Here is a 20983-nt window from a genome sequence, read left to right as displayed (position 1 = left end):
GCAGCAGCATGACCACTCCGTCGTACCTCTCCGACACCGCACCCGGCCACGGCGCCCGCCGTCCGGCGCGCTCCTGGCTGCACAGCGACGCCCCCAGGCTGTCTCTGAACGGCGACTGGCGGTTCCGGCTCTCGCCGTCCGCGCCGGCGGCAGAGGACATCGCCGAGGTGGACTTCGGCGACGCGGGCTGGGACAGCATCCCTGTCCCGTCGCACTGGGTGCTCGAAGGCGACGGCGCGTACGGCAGGCCGATCTACACGAACGTGCAGTACCCGTTCCCGATCGATCCGCCGCACGCGCCGGATGAGAACCCGACCGGCGACTACCGTCGCTCCTTCGAGTGGCCGGGCGCGTGGCCGGACCGGGCCCGTGCCTCTCTCCGCTTCGACGGCGTGGAGTCGACGTACAAGGTGTGGCTGAACGGCCGCGAGATCGGCGTCGGCACCGGGTCGCGTCTCGCCCAGGAGTTCGACGTCACGGAAGCGCTGAGCCGGGGGACCAACACCCTCGTCGTCCGAGTGCACCAGTGGTCGCCCGCCAGCTACCTCGAAGACCAGGATCAGTGGTGGCTGCCGGGCATCTTCCGGGATGTGACGCTCGAAGCCCGTCCGGCCGACGGCCTCGAGGATGTCTGGCTGCGCACCGGGTTCGCCCGCGGCGTCGGCACGGTCGAGGCGGAGATCGTGGCGGACGCAGCGGCCTTCCCCGTCACGCTGCGCATTCCGGAGCTCGGCGTTGAGGAGGTCTGGGCGAGCGCGGCCGACGTGCAGCCGGTGACCGTGGATGCGGTGGAACCGTGGTCGGCGGAGACGCCACGGCTCTACGACGTGACGGTGACCGCGCAGGGAGAGACCGTGTCGCAGCGCGTCGGCTTCCGCACGGTCGAGATCCGGGGTGACCGGTTCCTCGTGAACGGCCGTCGGGTGGTGTTCCACGGGATGAATCGGCACGAGACGCATCCGGTTCGTGGCCGTGTCTTCGACGAGGAGCACGCCCGTGCCGACCTCGCCAGGATGAAGCGGTTCAACGTCAACGCCATCCGCACCAGCCACTACCCGCCGCACCCGCGCCTGCTCGACCTCGCCGACGAGCTCGGCTTCTGGGTGGTCCTCAAGTGCGACCTCGAAACCCACGGCTTCGAGTCGATCAGCCCAGAGCGCGGCGGCCGAGTGCTGACGCCCAGCGACGACCCGCGCTGGCGGGGGGCGTACCTCGATCGCATCGAGCGCACCGTCGAGCGCGACAAGAACCACCCGAGCATCGTGATGTGGTCGCTCGGCAACGAGGCGGGCACCGGTGCCAACCTCGCCGCGATGGCGGACTGGGTGCACGGGCGCGATCCAGAGCGCCCGGTGCACTACGAGGGCGACTACACCGGCGAGTACACCGACGTGTACTCACGGATGTACCCATCGATCGCCGAGACCACCGCGATCGGCACGGACGGCTCGCTCGCCCCGCTGTTCGGGGCGACGCCCGCCGAGGGTGCACGGCAGCGGACGAAGCCGTTCGTGCTCTGCGAGTACGCGCACGCGATGGGCAACGGCCCCGGCGCGCTCGACCAGTACGAGGAACTGACCCGCCGCTTCCCGCGTCTGCACGGCGGGTTCGTCTGGGAGTGGCGCGACCACGGAATCCTGGCGACCACTCCGGATGGCACGCCCTTCTACGCGTACGGCGGCGACTTCGGCGAGGTCGTCCACGACGGCAACTTCGTGATGGACGGGATGGTGCTCTCGAACGATGAGCCCATGCCGAGCCTGCACGAGTTCAAGGCGGTCGTCCAACCTCTGCGTTTCAGGTTCGACGGCGACGGACTGGTCGTGGAGAACAGCAGGCACACGGCGGACACCTCCGACCTCGCCCTGCGCTGGCGGGTGGAGCACGATGGCCTGGTCGTCGGCTCCGGCACCCTGGAGGCCGCGGCCGTGCCCGCCGGAGGAAGCGCCAGACTGCCCCTGCCCTTCGTCCCCGTGGCCGCCGGTGCGGAGACGTGGCTGACCGTGGAGGCGGTGACCGCCGAAGCGACCACCTGGGCGCCGGCAGGTCATCTGGTGGCGAGCATCCAGCAGGATCGCTCCCTCGCCGTTCCTCGCGCATCCGTTCGACGGGTGTCGAGGTGGGTCGATGGCACGGGGACAGGCCGCCTGGGCATCGCGGACTTCGAGTCCGGTGTCCTCGTGCGCCTGGCCGGACGCCCGGTCGCCGGACCACGGCTGGAGCTGTTCCGGGCGCCGACGGACAACGACGAGGGCGGCTCGGACGAGGTCGACGGGAGCGACGCGAGCATTCCTGGCGTCTCGAACGCTGCGCTGTGGCGACGCCAGGGACTCGACCGGCTGACCCAGCGCGTTGTCGCCGTGCAGGAGGCGCCGGGCGGGCTCCGCACGCGCACTCGTGTCGCCGCCGCCGACTCGGCACTCTCCATGACCGTCGAGACGACGTGGACGCTCGCGGGCGACGACCTGGACCTGCACATCAGCATCGAGCCGTCTCGCGGGTGGCTCACGGTGCTCCCCCGGATCGGCGTGCGATTCACCGTCGCGGACTCGGCGGAGCCTGTCGATGGCGCATCCTGGTTCGGTCTGGGGCCGCTGGAGTCGTATCCGGACAGCATCCACGCCGCGCGCGTCGGTCGGTTCACGGCGACGATCGACCAGCTCGGCGTGCCGTACGCACGCCCGCAGGAGACCGGCCACCGCTCGGCGATCCGGCAGCTGGCGCTCAGGAGCGGCGACACCACGGTTCTCGCGCTGACCACGCATCCGGAAGCCGACGGCCGGCTGCCCGGTTTCACGCTCTCCCGTCACACGCCGCAGGAGATCGCGGCGGCTGCGCACCCGCACGAGCTCCCCGCGTCGTCCGCGACTCACCTCATCCTGGATGCGGCCCAGCACGGCCTCGGCTCTCGCGCCTGCGGGCCGGACGTCGCGGCCGCCTTCACTCTGAGGCCGAGGGCGGCGACGATCGCGCTCCGGTTCAGCCGGTGACCTGAGCCGGTCCGAGAGACGCTGACGATCGACTGGTCACGTCGTGGCAGGGCGACGACGGAGGATCCAGTCGATGGTTCCGCGCCAGGTGTTGCGCAGTTCACGGTCGCGGCGCCACTCCCGCCAGGTGAGCCAGATGATCAGGGCGTCGAACACGGTCAGGATCGCCACTCCCACGGACGGTTTCGTCACGAGCTCATAGATCTGAAAGACCAGGAACGCCCCGAGCGCCGCCATCGCCCACGGGTACACGCGCCGCGACCCGAACAGCAGCGCGACCACGATCGCGATCTTCACTGCGCCGTGCAGCAGCAGGTATGCGGCGACGAACAGCTGCCCGCCAGGGTGGATGTGCGAGGCGCTCTGGACGACGAGGTTGGCGATGAGGTCGTGCGGGTCCTCCGACAGTTCGTCCGACGTCACGGCGCTGGCGGCCCCACGGATCTGCCCTGGGCTGACGAACAGGAGCACGGCCCCGCCGATCAGCTCGACGACGCCGTCGATCGCTTTGAGCAGCACGCCGATGAGGAAGAGCAGGTCGAGGACGCGCTCTCTCATCGCACCCCCTCCGCGGTCCGTGGATGCCGCGGCGACAGCTCAGCGGGGGCATGAACTGTCGCCACGACAGCGCCAGGCTATGGGTGCGGTTCCAAGAATCCACCAAGAGATGCCGGATGACCAGCGGTGACCGTCAGGCGGGTCAACGGCGCAGGGTCTCCGACGGGAACTCGCCGAAGGCCCGGTAGTACGCCGCCGCGAATCTGCCCAGGTGCACGAATCCCCATCGGGTGGCGACCTCCGTCACACTCGCCAGATCCGGCTCAGCGGCCGAAAGCTCCTCGTGAACCTTCTCGAGCCTGACCCTACGCAGGTAGGTCATCGGTGACGCACCCAGCGACCTGCGGAACCCTTCTTGCAGGCTGCGGACACTCGACGACGTCTCTGCAGCGAGCTCCGCCATGGTCCAGTGACGCGCCGGATCGCTGCGAAGCAGCTCCACCGCCTGGGCGACGGGCCTGACACCGGCAGGCAGCGGCGCAGTGGAGAGAGCTGCCCGGTAGTTGTGCGGTTGCCCGAACAGCAGGCTCTGCATCAGGACCTGCTCCAGCCGCTGTGCGGCCAACGGGTGGGCGAGCGGTCCGCACTCCTGCGCCGATGCGCCGTCGATCATCCGGAGCGCCTGCATGATGTGCTGCCCACCCGGGGTCGTCAACCGCAACTCGGGGTCGAACACGAGGGGGCTCGCCGCGTGTTCATCGAGCATGCTCTCCAGCTCGAGCTGCAGCTGGTCGCGCGGAATCATCAGCGCAAGCTGGGAGAAGCGCTCGCCGCAGTCGAGCTCGGCCGGCCTCCCTGGCATGAAGACGGCGGCCGTTCGTGGGGTTCCGTAGACCTGCCGGCTGTGCGCAGCGCGCATGGTTGCGCGCCCGCTCGTCGGGATGTCGACGTGGTAGTTCTCTGCTTCTGCCGTGTGGATGCGCACAGCATCCCTGAATCGCATGAAGCCGCACGTGACCCGTCCGACCGTGACGGCGTTCAGAGCCAGGTCGATGACGCTCGCCGGCTTCGCGGAGGGGAAGTCGACAGGGAGGTAGACGTCGGAGAGCACCTGTCTGGCCTGCTCCACGTCGCGCCCCGAAGCGATGCGGCGGTTTCCGAACATCTCGTATGGATCCGGTCGCATTCACAAATTGTAAGCACCTCGCCGCGACGCGAAAGACGGCCTGTCGCGTAGATCGGATAGTAATCCGCGCGCAGCGGATATCGGTGAGGGATGCCGCCCGCTTAGCGTGGAAGCGTCGTCGAGTCCCCGTGTCGGCGACGCCAGATGGCCCTCCTCTTCGGGTGAGGAGGGCCATCCACGCTCTTCTGCTCCGTCCGGGTGACCGCACGCAGCGGACCATCCCCCGAGGCGGCCACGAATGCATCGCACAAACGCATCCATCGCATCCGATGAATGAGCCGAACACGTGGAGGCGCCCGCGGTGGTGCCAGATCTGCGGTGCCCGCGCACGGGTCGTCGCCAACCCCTATTACGGCGTCGGCCTGGCGGTCCACAGCCACATCTCGTGCTGCACGCGCTGTGATTTCGCCGAACTGCTGAGCATGGCTTCGGAGCGCGTCGAGGTCGACCGGAGCGATGCCGCCCCCCTGCCGTTCTGGCGCAGGATGCGAGCCGGAGTCGTGCGCGCGATCCGGCCAGGCCGCACTCCACGGCAGCCTGGATGACAGAACCCCGGTTCGCCGGCGGCGACGTCTGGTTCGTCGCGGTCGTCCGCGCGCTGGAGCGCCCGGCCGCCGGACGGATCCTCGCCACGACGGCCGTCGACCCGGGGACGGTGCTCGCCGTCGCACGCATCGAGGCGTCCAGCGCAGACGACGGCGGGATCACGATGCTGAGCCATCAAGAACTGGCGGAGTCGGCGGGAGTATCGCGCTCGACCGTCCTTCGCGTGCGCCTTGCCCTGGTCGAGTTCGGGCTGCAGGACGTGGTGGCGGTCTCTGGCGCTCCCGGACGGGTGAACAGGATGCTGCACCACGACTGATCCGTTGTGTGAGTGCGCTCACTCGTTCCGCTAGTCTCGGCCAAAATCAAGCTGTGAATGGGTTATCAGGCATGATTTGACACGCGTTGATAGTGCGCTAACATGAGCTTCACGAACCCATCAACGAAGGAGTTGGACGTGACTGAGCCGTACACAGTCGTAGCGCTCTCGCCGCTGCAGATCCCGATCGTCGAGCCTGAGGACGCGCTGAAGAACACCAAGCGCATCATCTCGTTCATGAAGACGGCGGTCGGAGTGGCAGCGACCGAAGGACACCCGGTCAAGCTGGTCGTCATTCCCGAAATGGCGATCCAGGGAATGCACATGGCATTCACCGCGGGCAACCGCGACGCGGAGAAGAAGTTCGCCCGCACGATCCCCGGTCCGGAGACCGACGAGCTGGGAAAGGCCGCTCGGGAACTGAACACCTACATCGCCGGCGAGCTGTACCTCGTCGCCGACGACGACTTCCCTGACCGCTACTTCAACTGCGCGTTCATGATCGACCCGAACGGCGACGTGATCTACCGCCGCGCCAAGGCGACGAGCGACGGCTTCGAGGGTGGAACCCTCGGCACCACCAACCCGCACGACCTGTGGGACGAGTGGATCCAGAAGAAGGGCGGCGGCAACGTGATGGACGCCATCTACCCCGTCGCCAAGACCCCGGACATCGGCAACATCGGCTATGTGATCTGCCACGAGGGTGCATACCCGGAGATCGCCCGTGGCCTCGCGATGAACGGTGCGGAGGTCATCATCCGCGCGACCCTCATCGAGCCGCAGACCTCGCAGGGGATGTGGGAGGTGCAGAACAAGGCGCACGCCCTGTTCAACAACGCGATCGTGGTCGCACCGAACCTCGGCCCGGAGCTCGGCCCGGACGGCGTCATCAACGACCTCTTCGGCGGCCGTTCGATGATCGTCAACCAGCGCGGGAAGATCATCACCGAGACGCCCGGCGTCACCGCGGGCGACACGTTCGTCAGCACGACCATCGACATCGACGCGCTGCGTCGCGACCGTCAGTCGAACGGCGTCTTCAACGGCTTCAAAGACTTGCGGACCGAGCAGTACGCAGCGATCTACGAGAAGCCGATCTACCCGAAGAACCAATACCTCGACGCCCCTCCCGGCGAGGACTGGCTGGCACGGGAGCGTGCGACGCGCGCGCGCAACATCAAGCTCCTCGAGGAGCGCGGGGTCTTCACCCCGCTCGACTGACTCCGGGCATCAGTAGCACATCCGGCACCAGCACCACCCCCGAAAGCTCCCGGCGCCGCCCGGCGCCGGGAGCACCCCTCAGCTGTACCCAGCACCGATCACCTCACAAGGAAGTGGAAAAATGATCAGTCCCAGCAGCACAACCAAACGAGCCCGCACCCGTACCCGCACCCTCCTCACCGTCGTCGGCATCGCCGCGACGACGGCCCTTCTCTTCACCGGATGCGCGCGCGGAGGAACAGACGGCGCCGCGGCGAACAACGCCGACAAGAAGACGGGCAAGGGCCTCGTCATCGGCTGGAGCCAGCGCGGCATCAGCGGTAGCGACTGGTGGAAGACCCTGGTCGAGGGCGGGCAGGCCGAGGCGAAGAAGCTCGGCGCGACCATCCAGCTCCTCGACGCCAACGGCGACACCGTCCGCCAGAACGCCGACGTGCAGACCCTCATCACGAAGAACGTCGATGTCGTCATCATGAACCCGAACGACCCGATCGGCGTCGGAGCGTCCGTCGCCGCGCTGCAGGCAGCAAAGGTCCCCCTCGTCACCGTCAACTCCAACCTCGACCCCTCCCTGGTCAAGGACATGTACTGCTACGTCGCCGAAGATCAGGGATACACCGGGTCGCTCGCGGGCGTCGTCGCTGCGAAGAAGGCGATCGCGAAGTTCGGCGAGACTGGCGAGATCAAGCTGGTCGGCATCGGCGGCTTCCCCGGCGACGTGCTCAGCGACCTGCGATTCAACGGCTTCCTCAAGGGCTACGAGAGCGTCATGAAGGACTATCCCGGCGTCACCACCAAGAAGCTGGAGATGAAGTACGGCGAGTGGAAGCCCGATAAGGCGCTCGCCCCGATCCGCGACGTCGCCACCGCCAACCCGGACCTCAAGATCGTCTACAGCATGAGCGACGTGATGGAGGGCGGCATCGAGCAGGGCCTCCAGCAGGCCGGTGTCTGGGGCGACGGTGTGATCGTCGCCGGCTACGACGGCGGGATGAACGCGGTGAAGGAGATGGTCCAGAACCCGACGGGTCCGCTGCAGGCGACCGCCTCCAACCAGCCGTGGGACCAGGGCGTCGCCGCGGTCAAGATGGCCGTCGCCGCCTACAACAACGACGCGTCGGCGTGCCCCAAGAAGGAGGTCTACATCAAGACCACCGTCGTCACGCCCGAAAACGCCAAGCAGTACTACAAGCCCGAAGACACCTACGTGCGGGCGAACGGCTAGCACCTCCGGGTGCCACCAGGAGTCGCTGCGCCCGATGTCATCGGTTCGGGCGCAGCGGCCACCTTCATACGAACACGCCACAAGGAAGTGCAGAGCAAACATGGACGAGCTTCAGCTCGAGGGCATCACCAAGGGCTACCTCGGCGTTCAGGCGCTCAAGGGGGTCAGTTTCTCGGTCAAGCGGGGGAGCATCCACGCCCTCGCCGGGCAGAACGGGGCCGGCAAGTCGACGCTGGTCAAAATCCTCTCCGGAGCCGAGACGCCGGACGGCGGCACCATCCGCCTGGGCGGGGAGGTCGTGAAATTCCGCGAGCCGACCGACGCCCAGGCCGCGGGGATCCACACCATCTATCAGGAGCTGAGCCTGGTGCCGTCCCTCTCGGTCGCCGAGAACATCTTCCTCGGCACGCTGCCCACCAGGGCGAGCGTCGTCGACTGGCGGGAGATGCAGGCCAAGGCGCGGGAGGCGCTCCAGCGCGTCGGCTTCGACCTCGACGTGCGCCAGCCGGTCTCCAGCTTCTCGGTCGCCGAGCAGCAGGCCATCGAGCTCGCCAAGGCTCTCCACAAGGATGCGCGCGTCCTGCTCCTCGACGAGCCCACCTCGACGCTTCCGCTCCCCGACGTCGAGCGCCTCTTCACCGTGCTGCGCCGTCTCGCCGCCGAAGGGGTCACGCTCCTCTATATCTCGCACAGGATGGATGAGCTCTACAGCCTGTGCGACGCGGTCACGGTGCTGCGCGACGGCATCACCGCCGCCGACCTGACCACGGCGGAGACGCGGCCGGCCGACGTCGTGACCGCCATGGTCGGAAAGAGCCTCGAAGGCTCGATCGCGGACGCCGCCCTGCGCGGCGAGCGCAGCCCGAGACTCGGAGCGGGCCGCACCGACACCATCCTGATGTCCGCCAGAGGTCTCGGCGAGGACGACAAGGTCGTCGACATCGACTTCGATCTCTACCAGGGCGAGGTGCTCGGCATCGCCGGGCTGATCGGCTCCGGACAGTCCGAACTCGCCAGTCTGCTCGCCGGCGCCCGCAAGAAGACGGACGGCCAGCTTGCGATCGATGACGCTCCCGTGACGTTCTCCTCGCCGAGGGACGCCATCCGGCGCGGGATCGGCCTGCTTCCGCAGGACCGCAAAGCGCAGGGCTTCATCCCTGACATGGGCGTCGCGGGCAACATCACGCTGGCGAGCATGCCGATGTTCAGCAGGCTCACCGTGATCGACGGCAAGCGCGAGAAGCGCGCGGCGCAGGACATGGTGGCGAAGCTCGGGATGAAGGTGTCGAGCGTCAACCAGCCGATGAAGACGCTGAGCGGCGGGACGCAGCAGAAGGGCATCCTGGCCCGTTGGCTGGTGCGCTCCTCCCGGCTGCTCATCTGCGACGAGCCGACGCGCGGGGTGGACGTCGGCGCCAAAGAGGACATGTACGAGCTGATCCGCGACTTCGCCCGGTCGGGCGGAACCGTGATCATCGCGAGCTCCGAGATCTCCGAGGCGATGATGTGCGATCGCGTCCTGGTCATGGCCAGAGGCCGCGTCGTCGCCGAGCTCGACCACGACGAGATCGATCCGCAGGGTCAGCGCATCCTGCAGCTGCTCGCGTGATCCGCAGTACCCACACCCACTGACTGACCCATACCCACTGACGGGAAAGACACATGTCGAACAACACTCTTCAAGACCCGGTGAAGCCGACCGGTGAGCCCACCCCAGCGCACCACCGCTCGACCTGGGGAGGCGTGGTCAAGCGCCTGCTGCCGAAGAGCTACCTCCTCCTGGTGCTCGTCGCCATCATCGTGATCGGCTACTACGTCTCCGCCGACTTCCTCACGCTGAGGAACGCGGAGAACGTGATCGCAGCCGCCTCCATCGTCGCCGTGCTCGCCGTCGGCCAGTTCTTCGTGATCCTCACCGGCGGCATCGACCTCTCGGTCGGTTCGATCCTGGCGATGTCGACGGTGATCGTGGCCCTGACGCTCCAGGCAGGCCTTTCCACCGGGCTCTCCGTAGCGTTCACGCTGTTCTGCTGCGGCATCGCCGGGCTCGTCAACGGGCTCCTGGTGGTCTGGTTGCGCATCCCGCCGTTCATTGCGACGCTCGCCATGATGAGCGCCGTCAAAGGCTTCAGCTACATCATCCAGTCGACCAGCCTCATCCAGATCACGGATCAGACCTTCATCGACCTGTTCGCCCGCGGCACGAGCCTGGGGCTTCAGAACCCGGTGATGATCTTCCTCGTCGTGATGATCCTGGCGGCGCTCGTCGCGAAGTTCACGACCTTCGGCCGGTCGCTGTACGCGATCGGCGGCAACCCGGAGGCGGCACGGCTCTCCGGCCTCCCCGTCGCCCGCAACCTCATCATCACGTACACGATGTCCGGTCTCCTCGCCGGGCTGGCCGGGCTCATCGCGGCCGCGCAGCTCCGCCAGGGCAGCTCACTCATCGGCGTCGGCTACGAGCTGGACGCGATCGCGGCCGTCGTCGTCGGCGGCGCCTCGCTGATGGGCGGCAAGGGCGACCCCATCAGCGCCGTCATCGGCGTGTTCGTCCTGGCCACCATCATCAACGTGATGAACCTGGTGGGCATCTCCTCCGAGCCGCAGCTCGTGATCAAGGGCGCCGTCATCATCATCGCGGTGTTCCTGTCCAGCGCGGGCGGCGTGCAGAGGATCTCCGGATTCTTCCGCGGGCATTTCGGCCGCCGCACGGCACGGGCTGCGAGCTGAGACGGTGACGGCGCCTTCGAGCAACGAAAAGCAATCGACGACTCGCGGTGCCAGGATGATCGATGTCGCACGGCTCGCCGGGGTGTCCCAGCAGACCGTCTCCCGGGTGGTCAACGGAAGCCCGACGGTGTCCCCGGATGTCCGTGAACGCGTCGAGACCGCGATCCAGCAGCTGCGCTACCGGCGCAACCCGGCGGCCCGTGCCCTCGCCAACGGCAGGACCATGAACCTCGGGATCGTGAGCTTCGGCCTCGCCCAGTACGGCCCGTCCGTGGCTCTCAGCGGCATCGCCGACGAGGCCAGGAACGCCGGATACGCGACCAACCTCGTGACCCTCGGCGACGTGGACAGGGCAGCGATGAAGGCGGCGCTCGACCATCTGACGGCCGACGCGGTCGACGGGATCGTCGTCCTGGCCCCCGTGCGGGCTGCGCTCGAAGCGATCTCGGGGCTCGAAACGGACGTCCCCCTCGTGTTCTTCGAGCCGGGTGCCCCCGAGGGCACCACCAGCGTTGCCACGGACGAACTGGGCGGGGCCGAACTCGCCACGCAGCATCTCCTCGACCTCGGTCACGACACGGTGTGGCAGGTGGCCGGTCCGCGCGGCTGGCTCGGAACGGACGCCAGATTGCGCGGCTGGTCGCGAGCCCTGGCGGCGGCCGGGCGGGTGACGAACCCGGTGTTCACGGGCGACTGGTCGACACGCTCCGGCTACGACGCCGGATGCGAGATCGCGCGCAGCCCGGACATCACGGCGGTGTTCGTGGCCAACGACCAGATGGCGCTCGGCGTCGTCAAGGCGCTCGTGGACCACGGCCTGCGCGTGCCGGAGGACGTCAGCGTCGTCGGGTTCGACGACGTTCCCGAATCGCAGTACTACAGCCCGGGGCTCACGACCGTCCGCCTCGACTTCGAGGAGGTCGGCCGGCTCACCGTCGGCCGCATCCTGCACCTCATGCGGGGCGGTCAGGCCCACGCCCTGCCCCGCGTGCTGCCGAGCCTGGTCGTGCGCCAGAGCACCGCGCCTCCCTCGCGGAGGCGGAAGACCACCGATCAGCCATGACAGCAATGACAGCCACGACAGCCACGACAGCCAAGACAGCCACGAAAGAGAGAGAAATCGCATGAGCAACAAACAATTCGGGCGTACCGGCCTCACCGTCTCCGACGTCTGCGTCGGCACGAGCGCCCTGGGCAGCTTCCCCGCCCAGTACGGCTACGAAGTGGACACGGAAACGGCCGTCGCGACCATCCGCGAGGTGTTCCGCGGGCCGTTCACCTTCATCGACACGTCGAACGAGTACGGCGGGGGCGAGAGCGAGAGGCGCATCGGGCAGGCGATCCGCGAGAACGGGGGAGTGCCGGAAGGATTCCTGGTGGCCACCAAGGTGGACCCCGTCCCCGGCACGACGGACTTCTCCGGAGACCGGGTGCGCCGGTCGGTGGAAGAGAGCCTCGAACGACTCGGCCTGGACACGCTGCCGCTGGTCTACCTGCACGATCCGGAGAAGATCTCCTTCGAAGAGGGCGTCGGGGCCGGTGGGCCGCTCGAAGCCCTGATCGCGCTGCGTGACGAGGGTGTGATCGACTACCTCGGCGTCGCAGGCGGCCCGATCGATCTCGAACTGCAGTACCTGGCGACCGACGCCTTCGACGCCGTCATCAGCCACAACAGGTTCACCCTCGTCGACCAGTCCGCCGAGCCTCTGCTCGACGACGCGCAGGCGCGCGGGGTGGCTTTCGTCAACGCGGCGCCGTTCGGCGGCGGGATGCTCGTGAAGGGCCCGGACGCCGTCCCCACCTATTGCTACGCGCCCGTCTCCGACGAGGTGCTGGAGCGGGTGCGCCGGATGGAGTCGCTCTGCGCCGTGTTCGGCGTGCCGCTCGCCGCCGCTGCGCTGCAGTTCTCGCTCCTCGACCCGCGCGTCACCTCCACGATCGTCGGCATGTCAGAACCCAAGCGCGTCGCGCAGACCGTCGACCTCGCCTCGGTGGAGATCCCGGACGGGCTGTGGGCTGCGCTGCTGCCGATCGCCCGGATGGGCAGGAACGGCGTGCTGGCGTGACCCGCGCATCCAGGACAGATCGTCGAGAAGGAAAGGACACAGAATGACCACCATCAAGAACCCAGAGCCCGTCGACGTCGTGATCGTCGGCGCCGGCGCCGGCGGGGCGACCGCCGCGAAGGTGCTGACAGAGGCCGGCCTGCGCGTCGTGGGTCTCGAACGCGGTCCGTGGCTGAAGCCGGAGCACGCCTCCGGCGACGAGCTGAAGTTCCTCAACCGCAACTTCATCTGGCAGGACCCCAAGCTCAAGCCCCGCACCTATCGCCAGAACGACAGCGAAGAGGCCGTCATCACCAACTTCTCCGCGACCCCGCAGGTGGTCGGCGGCGGCACGACCCACTGGGGCGGCATGGTCCCCAGGATGACGGAGAACGACTTCCGCCTGCGCTCGCTCCACGGCGACGTGGAAGGCGCGAGCCTCGTCGACTGGCCGATCAGCTACGACGACCTGGAGCCGTACTACACCCGCGTCGAGTGGGAGTTCGGCACCTCGGGTCTCGGCGGCGCCAACCGCTGGGAGGGACGCCGGACCAGGGACTACCCGACCAAACCGGCGCCGCTCAGCCAGATCGGCCGCAAGTTCGCCACCGCGATGAGCTCGCTGGGACACAGCACGTTCCCGATGCCTCAGGGCATGGTCACCGAGCCGTACCGAGGCCGCACGCCGTTCAGCGAGAACGGGTTCTGGCAGCAGTACCCGGACCCGGGCACCGGCAAGTCGTCGACCCTGATCAGCTTCATCCCGGATGCGGTGAACACCGGCCTCTACGACCTGCGCTCCGACTGCTACGTCAGCGAGATCCTGGTCGACAAGACCGGCAAGGCCACGGGCGTGCGGTACCAGGACGAGAACGGCAACGAGTTGGTGCAGAACGCCAAGGCCGTCATCGTCTGCGGCGGTGGAATCGAGACGCCGCGCCTCCTCCTCATGTCGAAATCGGCGCTGTTCCCTGACGGCCTCGGCAACGGGAGCGGCCAGGTCGGCAGGAACGCCACGTTCCACCAGTACTCGTTCTCCGTCGGGCTGTTCGACAAGGAACTGCACGACCCGCTCTACGGCTGGTCCGGCCACTACATGAACCTGTGCTCGTTCGACTTCTACGAGACGGACGAGTCGCGTGGGCACATCCTGGGGTCGCTCATCTTCCCGTCGATGCTCGGTCACCCGGTCAACTGGAGCTTCCCTGGGCGCCCGACCTGGGGCCAGGCCGCGAAGGACGCCGACAGGGACCTGTTCAACTACAGCATGAAGATCGGGATCCTGCTCCACGATCTGCCCGTCGAGTCGAACCGCGTCGATCTCGACCCGACCGTGAAGGACGCCTGGGGTCTCCCCGTCGCGCGGATCACGCACACGCCGCACGCGAACGACTTCGCCCAGGAGAAGTGGCAGGTGAAGAAGAACGGCGAGATCCTCGAAGCCGCCGGAGCGTCGAAGGTCGTCCCTGTCAACATGGAGCGCATCACAGGGAACACGTCGCACGAGCTCGGCACGGCCCGCATGGGCGACGACCCCGCCACCTCCGTGGTCGACCGGTGGTGCCGGTCGCATGAGGTGCCGAACCTCTACGTGTTCGACGCGAGCTTCTTCCCCACCGCGACGGGCATCAACCCGGCGCTGACCATCATGGCGAACGCCTGGCGGTGTGCCGACCGCATCATCGCTGTGGACCGCCATGGCTGGACCGACTGACATCGTCGACGAAGACCTCAGAGGAGAGGACGAAGAATATGGGACAGGCAGAATGGGTCACAGTGCCGATCTCGACGCGAGACACGACTGGGCCGCTCTTCTTCACGGAGCACGAATGGGCGACTGTCGAGGCCGCCACTGCGCGCATCATTCCGACGGACCGGCATCCAGGAGCGAAAGAGGCGGGGGTGGTGCGCTTCATCGATCGGATGCTGGCGGGAACCCGCTTCGTCTTCCCCGCGGCTGACGGCAACGGGTTCCTGCGGATGGAAGGCCTGGAAGAGCAGGCCTGGCAGGAGCGCATCGAGAGCAGGCAGAGGTTCTACCGCGAGGGGATCGTAGAACTCGACGGCATCGCCGACGAGCGGTTCGGGGCTCCGTTCGTCGACCTCGACGACGACCAGCAGGATTCGGTGCTCGAGATCATCTCGAAGAAGGAGAAACCGTCCGCGTTCGCCTTCGCCGACGCGGACGGCCAGGGCAGCGGAGGAGCGCCGGCCGGCAACCAGCCGGTGAACGAGGACTTCCTCGAGTTCTTCCCGCTGCTCGTGCTGAACACCCGGCAGGGGTTCTACGGCGATCCGGTCTACGGCGGAAACGACAACCGCGTCGGCTGGCGGGTGATCGGCTTCCCCGGCCCTCCGTCGCTCGCCTCCACCATGGACGGCAGCTACACGACGCTCGACTACATGATCCCGGAGGCGGAGTGGCCGTATGAGCAGCATCCTGCCGTGCTGCGCTACGGGAGTCGCTGAGCCCCGTGCATCCGGCGCACCGGACGGGCGCTCCCCGGCGCCCGTCCGGTCGCGGCCATAATTGGAGGCATGATCTTCCATGCCGCGCTCTGCTCCGTCGCTCCGGTGCGCAAGCGGTGACGGAGCCGAACGGCGCCGGCCCTCGTCCCGCCCGGATGATCGACGTCGCCCGCCTCGCCGGGGTCTCCCAGCAGACCGTGTCCCGTGTGGTCAACGGGCATTCGAACGTGGCGCCGGAGATCAGAGAGCGCGTCGAGGGGGCGATTGCGCAGCTGCGCTATCGCCGCAACTCCGCGGCGCGCTCGCTGGCGACGAGCCGTTCGATGAATCTCGGCGTGCTCAGCTATGCGCTGTCGGTGCACGGCCCTGCTCTCGCCCTGTTCGGCATCGCAGAGGAAGCACGTCGGAACGGCTACTCGACGAGTCTGGTGAGCATCGCCGATGTCGACAGGGACAGCATCAAGGCCGGGTTGGACTCGCTCGTCGACGACGGTGTGGACGCCATCGTCGTCCTCGCCCCGATGACAGCGGCCACCGAGGTGCTGCAGCGGCTCGACGCAGACGTGCCGATCGTGCGCTTCGAGCAGGGCTCGCCGGCCGGCCCGGCGACGATCTCGATCGACGAGACGCTCGGCGCCCAGCTCGCCACCCGGCAGCTGCTCGAGCTCGGCCATGACACCGTCCACTTCGTCGGAGGTCCGGCCGGGTGGATGGCGTCGGAGGCCCGCCGCCGCGGATGGCAGACCGAGCTCGCCCTCGCCGGACGATCGAAGCCCGCCGAGTTCGCATCGCCGGATTGGTCGGCGGAGTCCGGCTACCGCGCCGGTGCCGAGATCGCGGCCGACCGCTCCATCACAGCCGTCTTGGCGATCAACGACGTCATGGCGCTCGGTGTCATGAAGGCGCTCGAAGATCGCGGGATCAGCGTCCCCGGCGACGTGAGCGTCGTCGGGTTCGACGACCGCGACGAGGCGGCGTACTTCCGGCCGGCCCTCACCACCGTCCGGCTCGACTTCACCGAGGTCGGTCGCCGTGCCGTCGAGAGCGTGCTCCGCGCTCTGCGCGGCGAGGCGCCCGCCACGATCCCCCTCATCCAGCCCGAGCTGATCGTGCGGGACAGCACGGGGCCCGCCCGCAGGTGACCGGGCCGCCCCGAACGGCTAGGGTGCGCGTATGAGAATCGCGATACTCGGAACGGGACGTGTGGGATCGACGGTGGGCGCTGGGCTGATCAGGGCCGGCCATGAGGTGGTGTTCGGATCCAGGGCACCGGAAGCGAAGGGCGGCCTTCCAGCGCCGAGCCTTCCGATCCGCGAAGCGGTTGACGGCGTCGACGTCGTGTTCGTCGCCGTCCCAGGCTCCGTGTCGCTGGGGGTGCTCGCGGAGATCGGCCAGGATGCGCTCGCCGGGGTGGTGCTGGTCGATGTCGGCAACGACCTGACCGAGCGGTTCGAGCTCGCCTTCCCGAACGGCAGCCTGGGGGCGACCATCCAGGCGGAGTTCCCGTCGAGTCGGGTCGTCAAGACGCTCAACACGGTGAGCGCGCCATTGATGGCCGATCCCGGCAGGATCGCTCCGACCACGGTGTTCCTCTCCGGAGACGACGGCGAGGCGAAGGCGATCGTCGCCGGTCTGCTCTCCGACCTCGGCTGGGCGGAGGATTCCCGCATCGACCTGGGCGGGATCGCGACGGCACGCGGGCCGGAGCATTACATCTTCCTCTCGATGCTGATCGCCCAGAAACTCCAGACCACCTCCTACGGCATCGCCGTCGTGCGCTAGGACGACCGCGCCCGCCACCCTTCGGCGGCGAGCACCGCGACGAGCAGGAGAGCCGACACCGTCAGCGCGGACAGCGGGTCGAGGGGAGCCAGCAGCGGGATCGTCCCCGCCGTGACGAGCGCTCCGGCGCTGCGGACCAGCAGCAGGCGACCCGTTACACGGTGCGCGAACCAGACCGTCGCCGCGAGATACCCGGCGATGCCGCCGCCGAGCGCTGCTGCAGCGAACCAGCCGAGGGGCTCGGGGTCGCCGATGTGCGCCAGGGACTCCTCGACGCCGAGCGCGGCGAAGACGATGCCCGCGATGATCAGCAGGTGGAGATAGGTGTATGCGTCGCGCGCCGTGCGCGCGCGGTCGGCGTTCGACCGACGGCTGAGTTCCTGCTCGGTGTCCCGCTCCAGCCGGTGGAAGTACGCCCACCAGAGGCCGGCCGCGATCACCAGGGAACTGCCGACACCGGCGAGGATGGGCGGGCTCAACGGCTCGTGTGAGACGCCGGCGCCGATCGCGATGATCGACTCGCCGATCGCGAGGATCACGATGAGTCCGTGCCGCTCGGTGAAGTGCGCGGTGGACCCCACTCTCCAGTCCACTCCGCTGCTCATCCTGTGTGTGACGATCGGTTCGATGGCCGCGGCGGCGAGCCACAGCGCGATCTGCCAGCCTCCCCCCGCCACAGCGCCGAGAACGAGCAGCACACCGGCCGGTGCGACCGCGAGCGCGGAGGTGTTGAAGGCGCGCCTGCGCAGGCTCGCTCCGGACAGGGCGGCGAAAGACACCGCGTGAATGCCGCGCGCCACGAGGTAGGCGCCGATGAACACGAACTGGGCGAACATCCCTCCCGTCGGATCGTCGTACGCCTCGAGCACCGTGACGCCGACCACGACCATCGCTCCCATCGCCGCGAGCATGACGGCGCTCACCCACCCGCGGTCGGCGTGCGCGAGGTTCGCGAGCCAGCCGTAGGAGTTCCAGCACCACCACAGCAGCGTGAGGATCGTCATCGCCTGCACGATGCCGACGAGGTCGTGCTGCTGCGCCATCAACCGGCTCAGCTGAGTGAAGGCGAACACGAACGCGAGGTCGAAGAAGAGCTCGAGAGTGGTGACCCTGTCGCCCTCGCGTGTCCTCACGGACGAGAGCGCCACGCTGCCTGACTTCATCGCCCGCTCACAGCGCGTACCCGCCCGCCACCTGGATGTCCTGCCCGGTGACCCAGGCGGCATCGTCGGAGACGAGGAAGGCGATGACCGTGCCGATGTCGCCGGGCTCGCCGACGCGCCCCAGCACGCTTCCGGCGGCCAGCGCATCCAGAAGCTCCGGGTGGCGGTCGAAGGCGTCGTCGGAGATCCTGGTGCGCGTCGGCCCTGGGGCGATCGTGTTGACCCGGATGCCGCGGCCGCCGAGCTCCTTGGCCAGGTAGCGGCTGGCGACGACGAGGGCCGCCTTCATGCCGGCATACCCCGAGTAGCCGGCTTGCGTTTCGCCAGGACGCACGGAGCTGCTGGACACGCTCACGATGGATCCGCCGTCTGCGATGAGCGGGAGAAGATGCTGGGTGAGGAAGTACGGTCCTTTGACGAGCACACGGTAGTACCGGTCGAAGTCCTCCTCCGTCATGCTCTCGAAGGGGACGCCGCCGCCGAAGCCGCCGTTGTTGACGAGGGCGGTGATCGACTCCGCTCCCCATTCGTCCCGGACCGCGGCGCGGACCTCCTCCGCAAAAGCGGCGAAGCTCGAGGTATCGCCTAGATCGAGGTGGATCGCGCGCGCAGTGCCGCCGAACCCCCGAACGTCGGCGACGGTGCGTTCGGCCTCTTCGGGACGCGACCGGTAGGTCACCAGGACACCGGCGCCGCGGCGGGCGATCTCGATGGCGGCAGCTCGTCCGATCCCGGCGCTGGCTCCCGTGACGATGGCGATGCGTGGAGGATTGTTCTGTTCGTTCGTCATGGTCCCAGCCAAGCCGGGAAGAGGTCGAGAGGGTGAGGGCGATCCCGCCCTCCTCTTGCCTGATCCTCCCATCGTCGCCAGGATCCGGCGACGCCCGACCCCCTGCCGTGGTTCAATCGGGCCATGACACTGCAGGAGCTCGGCGCGCTGGTGGCGCAGCACGCGTCGCAGGGAGTCACACCGACGCGCATCCCTGGCGTGTCCGTCGCGCGCATGGACGGGGCCGGCTCATTGGACGAGTCGTCGACCGGCACCGTGCTCGCCATGATCGCCAACGGCACGAAGCGGCTGTCGGTCGGCGACACGGTGCACGATTATGGTCCCGGCCAGTATCTGGTGGCGTCGGTGGACCTCCCCGTCACCGGGCAGTTCACCGATGCCACGCCCGAGCGTCCCGCGCTCGGCTTCGGCCTCGAACTGCGCCCGGAGGTCATCGCCGAACTGATGCTCAACCCCGCCGCGGCGGACTTCACCCGCCCGAGTCGAGGCGAGTCCTCTCCACCGGCCGTCGCTGTCGGGACGGCCTCCGCGCGTCTGATCGACGCGACTGTGCGGATGCTGCGACTCCTTGAGACGCCTCACGACATCCCTGTGCTCGCGCCGATGATCGAACGCGAGATCCTGTGGCTGCTGATGTCGGGGGAGCGCGGGGCGACGGTGAGGCAGCTCGGCCTCGCCGACAGCAGCCTGAGCCGCGTGCGTCAGGTGGTCCGCTGGATCCGGGAGCACTATCCGGAGCCGATGCGCGTCGACGACCTCGCGCGTCTTGCGAGCATGAGCTCGTCGGCCTTCCATCGTTCCTTCCACGCCGTCACCGCGATGAGCCCCATCCAGTACCAGAAGAGCATCCGGCTGCAGGAGGCACGCCTCCGGCTGCTGACCGGCCCGACCGACATCGCCGGCACCGCATACGCCGTCGGCTACGAGAGCCCGTCGCAGTTCAGCCGCGAGTACCGCCGTCAGTTCGGCGCCCCGCCCAGCGAGGACATCGCCGGGCTGTTCGCTGCGGCCGGCGGGGCGCCGAACTAGGCCTCGGCTGCGTAGACCGCGACGTCGTCGGCAGGCGAAGCCGTCGCCCCGGGATGCGCCGCGCGTTCTTCGTCCGACCGGGCGGCGCCGCGGGTCGAGGCGATCGAGGCGACGACGACAGCGACCATGGCGGCGACGTGCAGCCAGGTGACGGACTGGCCGAGAAGCATCCAGCCGGCGAGGGTCGCGACGACCGGCTCGAGGCTGAGCAGGATCCCGAAGGTGCGCGCGTCGAGGCGCCTCAGCGCGGCGAATTCCAGCGTGTACGGGACGAAGGACGACAGCACCGCCACGACCGCGAGCGGGAGCAGGGTGAGCGGCTGGGCGATGAGCGTGCCGATCGAGCCGACGCCGAACGGCGCCACGGCAGCGGCTCCGATGAGCATCGCCAGTGCGAGTGCTCCGTGCCCGGGAACCGCAGCACCGGCCCGCGCGCCCGCAAGGATGTATGCCGCCCAGAACGCGCCGGCCGCGAGGGCGAATCCGATCCCGATCGGGTCGAGCTGGCCGCTGCCTCCTGTTCCGTCCATCCCGAGCACGACGACGGCCGCGGCGGCGAGGATCACCCACCCGATGTCGCGCGCCCGCCGTGAGAGCAGTGCAGCCAAGGCGAGCGGCCCGACGAACTCGATCGTCACGGCGGTGCCGAGCGGGATGCGGTCGATCGCCGCGTAGAAGCAGCCGTTCATGCCGGCCATCGCCACGCCGAAGAGTGCGATGGAGCGCCACTGCCGTGCAGTCCAGGTCCAGAAGCGGGGCCGGAAGGCAGCGAGGAGGAGCAGACCGGCGAGAAGCAGCCGCGCCGTCGTCGTGAGGGACGGACCCAGTATGCCGAACAGCGGCGTCGCCATGGCCGCGCCGAATTGCAGCGAGACACAGGAGCCGACGATCATCAGCACGGCGGTGGGGGTCTTCGGGACTCGCTTCACACCTCCATGGTCCCTTCGAAATTTCAATCGGTCCAGCGAATCATTCCGACGTATACTCATC

18 protein-coding genes are annotated in these 20983 nt (G+C 68.4%); 13 read left to right on the top strand and 5 right to left on the bottom strand.

Annotated features, from left to right (window positions below; genetic code table 11):
- Positions 1–8: 8 nt before the first annotated feature.
- Positions 9–2990, top strand: coding sequence for a glycoside hydrolase family 2 TIM barrel-domain containing protein (locus AC37TH_RS00660; RefSeq protein ID WP_490762422.1), 2982 nt, complete (start codon positions 9–11; stop codon positions 2988–2990).
- 36 nt (positions 2991–3026) lie between these two features.
- Here the strand turns inward: AC37TH_RS00660 and AC37TH_RS00655 are convergent, their stop codons facing one another.
- Together AC37TH_RS00655 and AC37TH_RS00650 are read right to left on the bottom strand one after the other, a co-directional pair.
- The gene (locus AC37TH_RS00655; protein ID WP_490762421.1) at positions 3027–3548 is read right to left on the bottom strand and encodes a DUF2127 domain-containing protein; all 522 of its coding nucleotides are present in this window, start codon (positions 3546–3548) and stop codon (positions 3027–3029) included.
- A 142-nt stretch (positions 3549–3690) separates the two neighbouring features.
- Positions 3691–4674, bottom strand: coding sequence for an AraC family transcriptional regulator (locus tag AC37TH_RS00650; protein ID WP_490762420.1), 984 nt, complete (start codon positions 4672–4674; stop codon positions 3691–3693).
- Positions 4675–5215: 541 nt separating this feature from the next.
- Between AC37TH_RS00650 and AC37TH_RS00645 the strand changes: the two genes are divergently transcribed.
- The 11 genes from AC37TH_RS00645 (at position 5216) to AC37TH_RS00595 (ending at position 17011) form a co-directional block, all read left to right on the top strand.
- A complete protein-coding gene (locus tag AC37TH_RS00645) occupies positions 5216–5536 on the top strand; it encodes a hypothetical protein (protein WP_490762419.1) in 321 nt (106 codons plus the stop codon).
- 138 nt (positions 5537–5674) lie between these two features.
- A complete protein-coding gene (locus tag AC37TH_RS00640; protein WP_490762418.1) occupies positions 5675–6760 on the top strand; it encodes a nitrilase-related carbon-nitrogen hydrolase in 1086 nt (361 codons plus the stop codon).
- Between the two features lie 121 nt (positions 6761–6881).
- The gene (locus AC37TH_RS00635) at positions 6882–7985 is read left to right on the top strand and encodes a sugar ABC transporter substrate-binding protein (RefSeq protein ID WP_490762417.1); all 1104 of its coding nucleotides are present in this window, start codon (positions 6882–6884) and stop codon (positions 7983–7985) included.
- Between the two features lie 100 nt (positions 7986–8085).
- Positions 8086–9594: a sugar ABC transporter ATP-binding protein gene (locus tag AC37TH_RS00630; RefSeq protein ID WP_490762416.1), complete on the top strand. Its 1509-nt coding sequence runs from the start codon at positions 8086–8088 to the stop codon at positions 9592–9594.
- 53 nt (positions 9595–9647) lie between these two features.
- Positions 9648–10715, top strand: coding sequence for an ABC transporter permease (locus AC37TH_RS00625; protein ID WP_490762415.1), 1068 nt, complete (start codon positions 9648–9650; stop codon positions 10713–10715).
- 55 nt (positions 10716–10770) lie between these two features.
- Complete coding sequence (locus AC37TH_RS00620) at positions 10771–11778, top strand: LacI family DNA-binding transcriptional regulator (protein WP_490762414.1); 1008 nt, start codon at positions 10771–10773, stop codon at positions 11776–11778.
- 61 nt (positions 11779–11839) lie between these two features.
- Positions 11840–12781 (top strand): aldo/keto reductase, encoded by a 942-nt coding sequence (locus AC37TH_RS00615; protein WP_490762413.1) that lies wholly within the window; start codon positions 11840–11842, stop codon positions 12779–12781.
- Between the two features lie 43 nt (positions 12782–12824).
- Entirely contained in the window at positions 12825–14474 is a 1650-nt protein-coding gene (locus AC37TH_RS00610; protein WP_490762412.1) for a GMC family oxidoreductase, read from the top strand.
- Positions 14475–14512: 38 nt separating this feature from the next.
- On the top strand, positions 14513–15229 hold the full coding sequence (locus AC37TH_RS00605; RefSeq protein WP_490762411.1) for a gluconate 2-dehydrogenase subunit 3 family protein: 717 nt from the start codon (positions 14513–14515) through the stop codon (positions 15227–15229).
- Positions 15230–15384: 155 nt separating this feature from the next.
- A complete protein-coding gene (locus tag AC37TH_RS00600) occupies positions 15385–16371 on the top strand; it encodes a LacI family DNA-binding transcriptional regulator (protein ID WP_490763837.1) in 987 nt (328 codons plus the stop codon).
- A 31-nt stretch (positions 16372–16402) separates the two neighbouring features.
- Complete coding sequence (locus tag AC37TH_RS00595; RefSeq protein ID WP_490762410.1) at positions 16403–17011, top strand: NADPH-dependent F420 reductase; 609 nt, start codon at positions 16403–16405, stop codon at positions 17009–17011.
- Here AC37TH_RS00595 and AC37TH_RS00590 read toward each other — a convergent pair.
- Both AC37TH_RS00590 and AC37TH_RS00585 read right to left on the bottom strand, forming a co-directional pair.
- Positions 17008–18174: a low temperature requirement protein A gene (locus AC37TH_RS00590; protein ID WP_490762409.1), complete on the bottom strand. Its 1167-nt coding sequence runs from the start codon at positions 18172–18174 to the stop codon at positions 17008–17010. The genes AC37TH_RS00595 and AC37TH_RS00590 overlap by 4 nt on opposite strands.
- A 7-nt stretch (positions 18175–18181) precedes the next feature.
- Positions 18182–18964 (bottom strand): SDR family NAD(P)-dependent oxidoreductase, encoded by a 783-nt coding sequence (locus AC37TH_RS00585; protein WP_490762408.1) that lies wholly within the window; start codon positions 18962–18964, stop codon positions 18182–18184.
- A 123-nt stretch (positions 18965–19087) separates the two neighbouring features.
- On the opposite strand from AC37TH_RS00585, the gene AC37TH_RS00580 reads away from it, so the two are divergent.
- Complete coding sequence (locus AC37TH_RS00580) at positions 19088–19993, top strand: AraC family transcriptional regulator (RefSeq protein WP_490762407.1); 906 nt, start codon at positions 19088–19090, stop codon at positions 19991–19993.
- Here AC37TH_RS00580 and AC37TH_RS00575 read toward each other — a convergent pair.
- Positions 19990–20922 carry an EamA family transporter gene (locus AC37TH_RS00575; protein WP_490762406.1) on the bottom strand — a complete coding sequence of 311 codons (933 nt, stop codon included), beginning with the start codon at positions 20920–20922 and terminating at the stop codon, positions 19990–19992. The genes AC37TH_RS00580 and AC37TH_RS00575 overlap by 4 nt on opposite strands.
- Positions 20923–20983: the final 61 nt, after the last annotated feature.

Source organism: Leifsonia sp. McL0627 (assembly GCF_058244615.1).
The sequence above is the reverse complement of the archived record's forward strand: the minus strand, read 5'-3'. Positions and strand labels throughout refer to the sequence as shown.

Bases quoted from the DNA above. Each gene is read 5' to 3' on its own strand.
- AC37TH_RS00660 (WP_490762422.1), top strand. From the start codon at position 9: ATGACCACTCCGTCGTACCTCTCCGACACCGCACCCGGCCACGGCGCC.
- AC37TH_RS00655 (WP_490762421.1), bottom strand. From the start codon at position 3,548: ATGAGAGAGCGCGTCCTCGACCTGCTCTTCCTCATCGGCGTGCTGCTC.
- AC37TH_RS00650 (WP_490762420.1), bottom strand. From the start codon at position 4,674: ATGCGACCGGATCCATACGAGATGTTCGGAAACCGCCGCATCGCTTCG.
- AC37TH_RS00645 (WP_490762419.1), top strand. From the start codon at position 5,216: ATGACAGAACCCCGGTTCGCCGGCGGCGACGTCTGGTTCGTCGCGGTC.
- AC37TH_RS00635 (WP_490762417.1), top strand. From the start codon at position 6,882: ATGATCAGTCCCAGCAGCACAACCAAACGAGCCCGCACCCGTACCCGC.
- AC37TH_RS00630 (WP_490762416.1), top strand. From the start codon at position 8,086: ATGGACGAGCTTCAGCTCGAGGGCATCACCAAGGGCTACCTCGGCGTT.
- AC37TH_RS00625 (WP_490762415.1), top strand. From the start codon at position 9,648: ATGTCGAACAACACTCTTCAAGACCCGGTGAAGCCGACCGGTGAGCCC.
- AC37TH_RS00620 (WP_490762414.1), top strand. From the start codon at position 10,771: ATGATCGATGTCGCACGGCTCGCCGGGGTGTCCCAGCAGACCGTCTCC.
- AC37TH_RS00615 (WP_490762413.1), top strand. From the start codon at position 11,840: ATGAGCAACAAACAATTCGGGCGTACCGGCCTCACCGTCTCCGACGTC.
- AC37TH_RS00610 (WP_490762412.1), top strand. From the start codon at position 12,825: ATGACCACCATCAAGAACCCAGAGCCCGTCGACGTCGTGATCGTCGGC.
- AC37TH_RS00605 (WP_490762411.1), top strand. From the start codon at position 14,513: ATGGGACAGGCAGAATGGGTCACAGTGCCGATCTCGACGCGAGACACG.
- AC37TH_RS00600 (WP_490763837.1), top strand. From the start codon at position 15,385: ATGATCGACGTCGCCCGCCTCGCCGGGGTCTCCCAGCAGACCGTGTCC.
- AC37TH_RS00595 (WP_490762410.1), top strand. From the start codon at position 16,403: ATGAGAATCGCGATACTCGGAACGGGACGTGTGGGATCGACGGTGGGC.
- AC37TH_RS00590 (WP_490762409.1), bottom strand. From the start codon at position 18,174: ATGAAGTCAGGCAGCGTGGCGCTCTCGTCCGTGAGGACACGCGAGGGC.
- AC37TH_RS00585 (WP_490762408.1), bottom strand. From the start codon at position 18,964: ATGACGAACGAACAGAACAATCCTCCACGCATCGCCATCGTCACGGGA.
- AC37TH_RS00580 (WP_490762407.1), top strand. From the start codon at position 19,088: ATGACACTGCAGGAGCTCGGCGCGCTGGTGGCGCAGCACGCGTCGCAG.